This window comes from Arthrobacter sp. ZBG10, from assembly GCF_001238605.1.
In the GTDB taxonomy this organism is placed as follows: Bacteria; Actinomycetota; Actinomycetes; order Actinomycetales; family Micrococcaceae; genus Arthrobacter.
Genome location: NZ_LFQH01000143.1, coordinates 1 through 231 on the forward strand (window position 1 = coordinate 1; position 231 = coordinate 231).

The window sequence follows — 231 nt, forward strand, 5'->3', positions numbered from 1 at the left end:
TCCCTGGCACTGTCGTCCCTGCTGCTCTCCGGCTGCGCTGCAGCGGCGGGCGCCCCCGGGCAGGTGACCGGGCCGTCGTCGGACGCTGCTTCCTCCGCAGCCGCCTCCCCCTCCGGAAGCCATGCGGGCGGGCACCACGGCGGCGGAACGTCCTCGCCCCGGCCTGCCGACGGACCCAGCGAGGCCGCCAAGATGGTGTGCGGTGACCAGCCGATGGAGCGGCTCACCACC

General features: G+C 75.8%; 1 pseudogene. It reads left to right on the forward strand.

Features of this window, described 5'->3' with window-relative positions:
* Window positions 1–231 (forward strand): annotated as a pseudogene (locus tag ACU18_RS20070) (hypothetical protein); the annotation flags it as partial.